The following is a 7,370-nucleotide window of genomic DNA, read 5'->3' on the forward strand; positions in this document are numbered from 1 at the left end:
CGATCGCCGCACCGACCTCTGCGGAGCGTTGTCGGGGATGACGGCGGCCGGAGTTGGCGGTATGCAGTGTCTGTGCGGCATGCGCAGGGCCGGAAACGCCTTGTACAGCCGCGGAGTTCTGTTCGACACCTCGCCCGAGCTGACGGTCGAGCACCTGAGCGCCCTGTGCTTCGGCCGCACCGAACGGTCCACGCTGGAGGCGTACGTGCACGATGTTGACGACTGGTGGGGGACGCTCCGGTTGACCGACGCCCTCGTGCGCGGTCGGAGCGTGGGCGCGCGAGCCCCACGAAGCGAGGTCGTGGCATGAGGGCGATCGTCGTGGGCGCGGGCATCGGGGGACTGGCCGCGACCCTGAGCCTGCGCCGCGCCGGCCATGAGGTCACGCTCGTCGAGCAGACACCGCGGTTCACCGAGATCGGTGCCGGGATCCAACTCGCACCGAACGCCACCCGCGTGCTGCGCCGACTGGACCTGCTCGACGCGGTCGCCGCACAGGCGGCCCGCCCCTCCGACGTGAGCTTCCGCACCTGGTCCGACGGGGCCGAGATCTGCCGCTACACGCTGGGGCGCGAGGCCGAGGACACGTTCGGGGCGCCCTACCTCCTACTCCACCGAGCCGATCTGCACGAGGTCCTGGCCGCCGCGGTGCCACCCGGGTCGGTGCGCCTGAACACCCTTGTCGTGGGAATCGACCAGGACGACGAGGCCGCCTACGTGACCACGGCAAGCGGCGAGCGCCTGCGGGCGGACCTCGTCGTGGCCGCCGACGGGATACGGTCCGCGGCCCGTCAGTGGCTCTTCGGCGCGGACGAGGCGGTCTTCTCGAAAACCGCTGCCTACCGGGCACTGCTCCCGGCCGACGAGGTGGCCGATATGGACTTGCCGGACCTCGCCGTCTGGCTCGGACCGGCCCGGCACTTCGTCCACTACTGGGTGCGTCGTGGGGAACTGCTCAACGTCGTGGCCGTGTTCACGGCGGAGGCGGCGCAGGAGTCCTGGACCGCTCGCGCGGAGCCGGGAGAACAGCTGCGCGAGTTCGACGGATGGGACTCCCGGGTGCTCAAGGTCCTTGAACGCGCCGGGCAGGTGTTCCGCTACGGCATCTACACCCGTACGCCGCTCGCGCGGTGGAACATCGGGCGGGTGACCCTGCTGGGCGACAGTGCCCACGCGATGGTCCCGTTCCAGGCCCAGGGTGCGGCGCAGGCGATTCTGGACGCGGCCGTGCTCGGCGACGCCCTCGCGGGTGCGACACCGGCCGGGGTCCCCGACGCGCTCGACCGGTACGTGCGTCGGCGGCTCTCGACCGCCACGAACATGCAGGCCGGTGCCGCGCGGGCCGGCGAGGAGTTCCACCTGCCGGACGGGCCCGAGGCGCGGGCGCGGAACGCCCGCATGGCGGCATACGCGGCCGAGCACCGGTTCCTGCCCCAAGCGACCGCGTGGGCGGCCGACGCCCTTGACGAACAGGCACCGTCATGACTGGTCACGGGGCCGGCGGGCGGCCGACGTTGTGGTGGGGCGGCAGCAGTAGGGGGCCGGAGTCCGGCGGATCAGGTCGGCGGTCCGGGCGTCACACGGTGCAGTCGACGTAGAGGGCGTGCGGGATCTTGAGGTAGTTGGCCCAGTGATCCTCTCCGTAGGCGGCGACCCCTTCGGCGGAGACCCGGGGTTGGACCCAGGTGACGGTGGTGAAGCCCGCCTCGTGCAGGGCGTCCTCGTACGTCCGGCGCGACCACCGGTAGGGGACGAGGGGGAACTCGTCGAAACCGGGCACCTTCACCACCGCCGGGGCCCCGGCGCCGTCCCGGGTGGCGGGGCCGATGGAGAAGTCGATGCCGTAGTGCTTGTACCAGCCGGGTTCGACGGCGACATCGGGGTTGAGCGTGGCGAAGACGAACCGGCCGCCCGCCGGGCGGAGGGCGCGCCGGGCGGTGCGGCAGAAGCCGGCCAGCGCCTGCCGGGTGGGCGCGAAGCACAGCACGTACACGGAGGACACCAGGTCGAAGCGGCCGTCGAGCTCGGGATCGCCCTCCGCGGGCGGGGTGGTGGCCTCGCGCGACAGGTAGGTGATGTCGAGACCCGCGGCGGCCGCGCGGCGCCGGGCGAAGTCGAGCATGCCGTCGGAGCTGTCGATGCCGGTGACGGTCGCGGCGCCGAGCTCGCGCAGCCTGCGGGTGTACAGGCCGCTGCCGCAGCCCAGATCCAGCACCGCCCGGCCTCCGATGTCGCCCAGGAGCGCGAACAGGGTGTGGGCCTCGACGTGTTCGCGGAGGGGCAGGGCGCTGGCCATACGTTCGTATGCCTCGGCCAGGTCGTCGAAGTCCGAGGCGCGTCGGTCCTCGTCCATGGTCTGGTCCTCCCGCTCACGGCCGATGGTCCGCCCCAGGGGGCGGTCGGGCAGCGCTGCGCGCGGTCATGGTAGCGCGGCTGTACTCCCAACGCGCGGTGCAATCAAGGCAGTTGCCGGCCGCCGCACCCCGTGGGTACCGCACACCATCGGGCCTACCGCGGCGATCGGTACGCGTCACCACCCGACTGCACCCCGAAGAGATCAGTGATCGTCGAGTTCGGTGAAGAGGGTCAGTTGAAGAGCGCCCGGTGCCTCAAGCCGGGAGTTCAGTGAGTTCCAGGGGGTGCGCGTCGGCTCGGCGACCACCTCGGCTCCGGCGGCGGCCAGTTTCGATGTGGTGGCGGCGGAGTCGTCGACCTGGAAGGCGACCCGGATGTGGCCGGCCACTCGCCGGCCGACCTCGACGTCGTCGATGAAGGCAGCGTGGTTCGGATCAGTCAGTTCCAAGGTGGCTCGGCCGGCGTCGAGGATGGTGACACGTCCGCCGGGAGAGGTGAAGGCGCCGCGCTCGCTCAGGCCGAGGACGTCTCGGTAGAAGTGGAGCGCCGCGTCGTAGTCGGCTGCCGTGACCACCAAGCGGAGTTCACGGACGGTGGGTTCGTCGGACATGTCGGCTCCTTGAAGATCGCGAGTACTGACTCGTCAAACCCTGTGATCGGCCAGCCGATTCCCTGGCCGGAGGGGTTTGTTGGAGGTTCGATGATCTCGCCTCTCGCCTCTCGCCTCTCGCCATCCCGCCCTGGGCTGTCCCATGGCGGCGCGGCGCTGACCGGCGAGGTAGGCGCTGGTACATGCGCCGCCCCGGCGCCAGGCTCCCGAACGCCCGCCCGCCCGCCGAATCCTGGTCCCAGCTCCCCGCTGGGGAACCCTGAACCCTGCCCTCCGATCGGAACTGCTTGCTTCGCCTGGGCGGTGTGGCGACACTGACCGGACGGAGGCACCAAGTAGGTGCCGTAGACGGGCATGGTGGCGTCATGGTGAAGCGAACTGTCGCGCGGATTGCTGCACTTGCACTGATCGTGGGCAGTGCAATCGTGCTCACCGCCGGAACGGCCACGGCCCAAGACGGTGTCGTGTACCGCCCCAACCCCAACTGCGGCACGTGCTGGTAGTGCCCGATTGACGTGGAGGCGTGATGTTGAAGCGGACTCTCGCGCGGATTGCCGCAGTCGCGTTCATCGTGGGTGCGGTTGGGTCCGCCGTCGGAGTGGCCCATCAGGGCGGGCCGGAAAGTGGCGTCGTGGCTCGCCCCATGCCCGTCTGCGGCCACTGCTGGTAGTCCCCGACCGACGCGGAGACAGTTCGACCGCGATACGGCGGCACGCTCATGAGCGGGGACATGGCCGCTCGTGCTCTCGCTTCGGGTCTTGTGGCGCCGGGCTGCTCTCCCGGCCCACGCCCGAACCATGTGCACGGCGAGTGTCGCGACGCGCTGACCAGAGCGAGCGCTTGGAACGGGCGCTGGAAGGCCGGCCAATCCCTCACGATGAGGAGACCCGCCAGATGCCGGCCGCTGCGAGTGCGCTGGAGCTCGGTGACCGACGCAGCCCTTCGAGGGTGAGCGCCACCAAAGAGGCGATGGTCCGCGAGTTCGCGCGCTTCCAGAACCCGCAGGAGACACGGGAGGACGCCGGATCCGGGGACGGCCTGGACGAGTCGGAGCTCCATCGTGAGGAGATTGAACTGCCCGACGGCGGTCAGCTCGTCCTCACCGACATCGAAGGCATCACACCCGAGCGTGCCGAGAAGACGGCTGCCCGCATCGCTCGCATCCTGAACAGCAAGGAAAGAGTCCACCAGAGGTGAGCCGTGCAATACCCGACGGCCCCGGCAGTTGGGGGCAGCTGTGATCGAGCCGCAGCCGCGCGTCCAGATCCACATCCTGACTCCTGAGGACGGGGACGACGCTGACCTCACCGACTTGGGCCTGGTCAAACATTGGAGGCGAGCGCTACCTGTTCCGGAAGCTCCAGGGTTTCGACTCGGCCGTACGGCAGGTGCGTTCTGCCATGCCGGATCTCCCGCTGGAGCAGGTCGAGCGCCTGCTGCGCGAGTGCTCAGAGTTCAAGGACTTCGACGAGCTGCTGGGCACGGTCGAGTCAGTGGCACCGCTGGACATCACCCCGGTGTCCGACGAGCCTCTCCAGCCCGTACGTCCACGCGGCCGTGCGAATCGGTGGGTAGTTGCTGCTGCGTTGGCGCCTGCGCTTGCAGGGAGTTGGGCGTTGAGTTACGTCACCGCCGGGAGCCCGGCAGGAACTTCAGCGAGTGCATCGGACACGAGTCCGTCGCCGAGCTCCACCGGGCAGCCCGCAGTGAAGCCGTTCGCCAACCTCGAAGCGGAGCGCACGGATGCGGACGGCATGGTGAATCGAGTAAGGCGGCCACTGGGCCGGACAGCACGATCTTCACCTTCTCGTACGGTTCTGAGCGTATAGGGCTGAGGATCTTCGGAGACGCGGACTATGCGGAGACGTGGGTCCGGCAGGACGGTACGACCGAGCTGTACCCCAACCTCTCCCGTTCTGGCCGGTACGTGCTCTGGGCCACGGACAGGGAGCGGTTGTCGGAGTACGCGGATTTGCTCCGTACAGAGGAGACCCGCCAGTCGGCGACCCCGCACATGATGGGCTCGTCCGTGCCGCTCCCGGCTCGTCTTGCCGCGCTCGCCCTAGGTACGTTGGGGCTGGACGAGCGGGATGTGGAGACCATCCTGTACTCGCCGGACAGTGCGCCGGTTGACGAGCCCGTTCTCCTGGCCGCGCGAGCAGTGCTCGGTGTGTGGGGGGAGGGGGGCGACCGTTCCGCGGTTCACGGGCGGTGACGACATTGCGGCGATCGCCGTCGGTCTCGATCGGCCGACTTGGTGTCCCCGCCCGAACACACCACGGACATCGTCCCCCGGGTGGCACCCATTGTGGACCGGGCGCCTCCTTCCAAGCCGACCGGGAGCACCGGGACGCACCCGACCACGCCGTCACGACCCCTGTCTCCGGGCCGGGTCACCCCTTGGACCACTGTGTTGGCATCTGCCATGGTGGGGACGTGAACGAGGGGGAACGCGAGACTCTGGCCATCGCTTTGGACCATGCTTGGCGCTGGTATGAGAACCGCCGTAGCCGGGCCATGACGTTGCTACAGATGCTTTTCGGATGGCTGGCGATCTGTGGCGCGGCCTACGGGGTCGCCGTCCAGGCAGATGAATTCGGACTTGCTGGAACGGTCTGTCTGGCAGCAGCCGCGGGTGTACTTGGATATGACATCGACTCCGCCCGCTTGCGTGCCTCCGCACAGCTCGCGGCGGAAACCGTAGCCGAGCTGCAAGGTCGCCTTGCCGACGCGTTGTCGATGGAAACCCTGCGGCTTCACCAACGAGAGTCAGCTCACCGCACTTCTCCAAGGCGCCTGCTGGGACAGGAGCTGGAACGTTGGATGACGGCCTTCAGCGTGCTGGTCGCGCTCATCGCAGCCCTCTACACATGGTTTGTGCTCCCCTGACGAACGACCACAGTTAGCGAGACGGCTCGAACGGGCAAACGGCAACTGCTTCCACGTGCAGCCGGATGTCGGCACGAACACGATCGCAGCCAGCACCTCCCGATTGCTCAACGATTCCCACGTTGGCAGGCTATCGAACAGCCAAATGAGATGACGACCGATACTCCAGCAGTCGATCGTGATCTTCATGGAGGACTGCCTGGCGGCGACGGTGGCTACGGCGGACGCGGGCATGGTCGCATCGTCGCCAGGTGGTTGAGCTCAAAGGCGCGCAGGTCGTCGCGGACCTGATCGGCATCCACCTAGTGATCGGCGGAGGCCTCACTGCTCGGGTGCCACCGGAACCAGAGGTCTCCTCCGTCGGGCCGGTAGCGGTCTCCGTCGTCCAACCGCACCTCGCCCATCATCCGCCGAGCATCGTCCGGCGCCTGACGATGTGGCGCGAGGAGCAAGTCCAGTTCGTCGTAGCGGGCATCGACCCCTCCGTTCGCCGGATGCTCCTCCCTCCCGGCGTCAGAAACCTCGTACCTGGCGTAGATTGCCCACTGTTCGCGCTCCATCGCCACTGCCGACTCGCTCGCGGGCCAGACGAAGTACTCGTCGGCCACGTTGGCTGGGTGGTGGTCCCAACCCTCGAAGTAGTGCGGGACACCATTGATGACCGCGAGTCCTTGACGCGGCCCGTCGTACCAATCCAAGACGGAGTACGCGCGCTCGAAGCCGTCCGCGATCAACTGCTGCTCATACCAAGGCCCAGGCACATCGGCAGGCTACCGGCCGGCGGCCTCCGCATCCATGATCACGATCTATGGCTGGAGTACTAAGCTGTCGGGCCATGGATGCGGGACCTGCGGCGTTGCTTGGTGCGGCCGTTGGAGCCCTGGGCACCGGCGGTGCCACGCTGGTCACCGGGTTTCCGGGCCGTGGGCAAGCTCGGATGCAGCTCCGCGCCGAGCATGCCCTGTTGCTGCGCGAGCCGCGGCGCTCCGCATACGTTGCATTCACCCAGTGCTTCCATGAGGTGCACGCTCTCCACGCGGAGGCAGCCAAGGCCGCGTCTGCGGTGGCGGAAGCGGGAGAGCCGGACCGCGGCAGGCTGCTGCGCGACGCCGACGACGCCTATGAACGGGCCGGTGAACGGCTGCACGGGGAACTCCAACAACGGCAGTCGGCCGTCACTGTCGAAGGCCCACCCGTCGTCACAACTGCCGCCTTCGAGGCGCAGGACGCCCTGCTCGCCTCGCGCGTCGAGTTGTCACGCTGGATCCGGCAGTTGGAGCGCGGAGCCACTGCGGAGGATCACGAACGCGCGACGGACGACGCACTGTTGGCCGTGCACCAACCGCTGGTGTGCTTTCTGAACGCGGCTTCCGCCGCCTTGGCAGAGGATGGCCTCAACCTGTAGCGAACCGTTCCTAAGTACTGAGTGGGAGTGCGTCCTGTTGCCAGGACTGCTGCTCAGCCGGGTGCCCCGAACGGTGCTGGGCGCCCTGGTTCCCCGCGTTCGCTCCACTAC

At 68.6% G+C, this 7,370-nt stretch carries 8 protein-coding genes; 5 read left to right on the top strand and 3 right to left on the bottom strand.

Features of this window, described 5'->3' with window-relative positions:
• The first annotated feature begins 79 nt into the window (after positions 1–79).
• Together AB0I18_RS22240 and AB0I18_RS22245 are read left to right on the top strand one after the other, a co-directional pair.
• Positions 80–310 carry a hypothetical protein gene (locus AB0I18_RS22240; RefSeq protein WP_363107280.1) on the top strand — a complete coding sequence of 77 codons (231 nt, stop codon included), beginning with the start codon at positions 80–82 and terminating at the stop codon, positions 308–310.
• Complete coding sequence (locus AB0I18_RS22245; RefSeq protein ID WP_363107281.1) at positions 307–1,485, top strand: FAD-dependent monooxygenase; 1,179 nt, start codon at positions 307–309, stop codon at positions 1,483–1,485. The genes AB0I18_RS22240 and AB0I18_RS22245 overlap by 4 nt, the downstream gene beginning before the upstream one ends.
• Before the next feature lie 91 nt (positions 1,486–1,576).
• On the opposite strand, the gene AB0I18_RS22250 is transcribed toward AB0I18_RS22245, so the two are convergent.
• Both AB0I18_RS22250 and AB0I18_RS22255 read right to left on the bottom strand, forming a co-directional pair.
• A complete protein-coding gene (locus AB0I18_RS22250; RefSeq protein ID WP_363107282.1) occupies positions 1,577–2,353 on the bottom strand; it encodes a class I SAM-dependent methyltransferase in 777 nt (258 codons plus the stop codon).
• Between the two features lie 204 nt (positions 2,354–2,557).
• Positions 2,558–2,965, bottom strand: a complete 408-nt coding sequence (locus tag AB0I18_RS22255) for a VOC family protein (protein ID WP_363107283.1) — start codon at positions 2,963–2,965, stop codon at positions 2,558–2,560.
• Positions 2,966–3,913: 948 nt separating this feature from the next.
• Between AB0I18_RS22255 and AB0I18_RS22260 the strand changes: the two genes are divergently transcribed.
• Both AB0I18_RS22260 and AB0I18_RS22265 read left to right on the top strand, forming a co-directional pair.
• On the top strand, positions 3,914–4,162 hold the full coding sequence (locus tag AB0I18_RS22260; protein WP_363107285.1) for a hypothetical protein: 249 nt from the start codon (positions 3,914–3,916) through the stop codon (positions 4,160–4,162).
• 1,239 nt (positions 4,163–5,401) lie between these two features.
• Complete coding sequence (locus tag AB0I18_RS22265) at positions 5,402–5,854, top strand: hypothetical protein (protein WP_363107286.1); 453 nt, start codon at positions 5,402–5,404, stop codon at positions 5,852–5,854.
• A 302-nt stretch (positions 5,855–6,156) separates the two neighbouring features.
• Here AB0I18_RS22265 and AB0I18_RS22270 read toward each other — a convergent pair whose 3' ends face one another.
• The gene (locus tag AB0I18_RS22270) at positions 6,157–6,615 is read right to left on the bottom strand and encodes a hypothetical protein (protein WP_363107287.1); all 459 of its coding nucleotides are present in this window, start codon (positions 6,613–6,615) and stop codon (positions 6,157–6,159) included.
• A 176-nt stretch (positions 6,616–6,791) separates the two neighbouring features.
• Between AB0I18_RS22270 and AB0I18_RS22275 the strand changes: the two genes are divergently transcribed.
• Positions 6,792–7,259: a hypothetical protein gene (locus AB0I18_RS22275; protein WP_363107288.1), complete on the top strand. Its 468-nt coding sequence runs from the start codon at positions 6,792–6,794 to the stop codon at positions 7,257–7,259.
• The last annotated feature ends 111 nt before the right edge of the window (positions 7,260–7,370 follow it).

This window comes from Streptomyces sp. NPDC050704, assembly GCF_040654355.1.
Classification (GTDB): domain Bacteria; phylum Actinomycetota; class Actinomycetes; order Streptomycetales; family Streptomycetaceae; genus Streptomyces.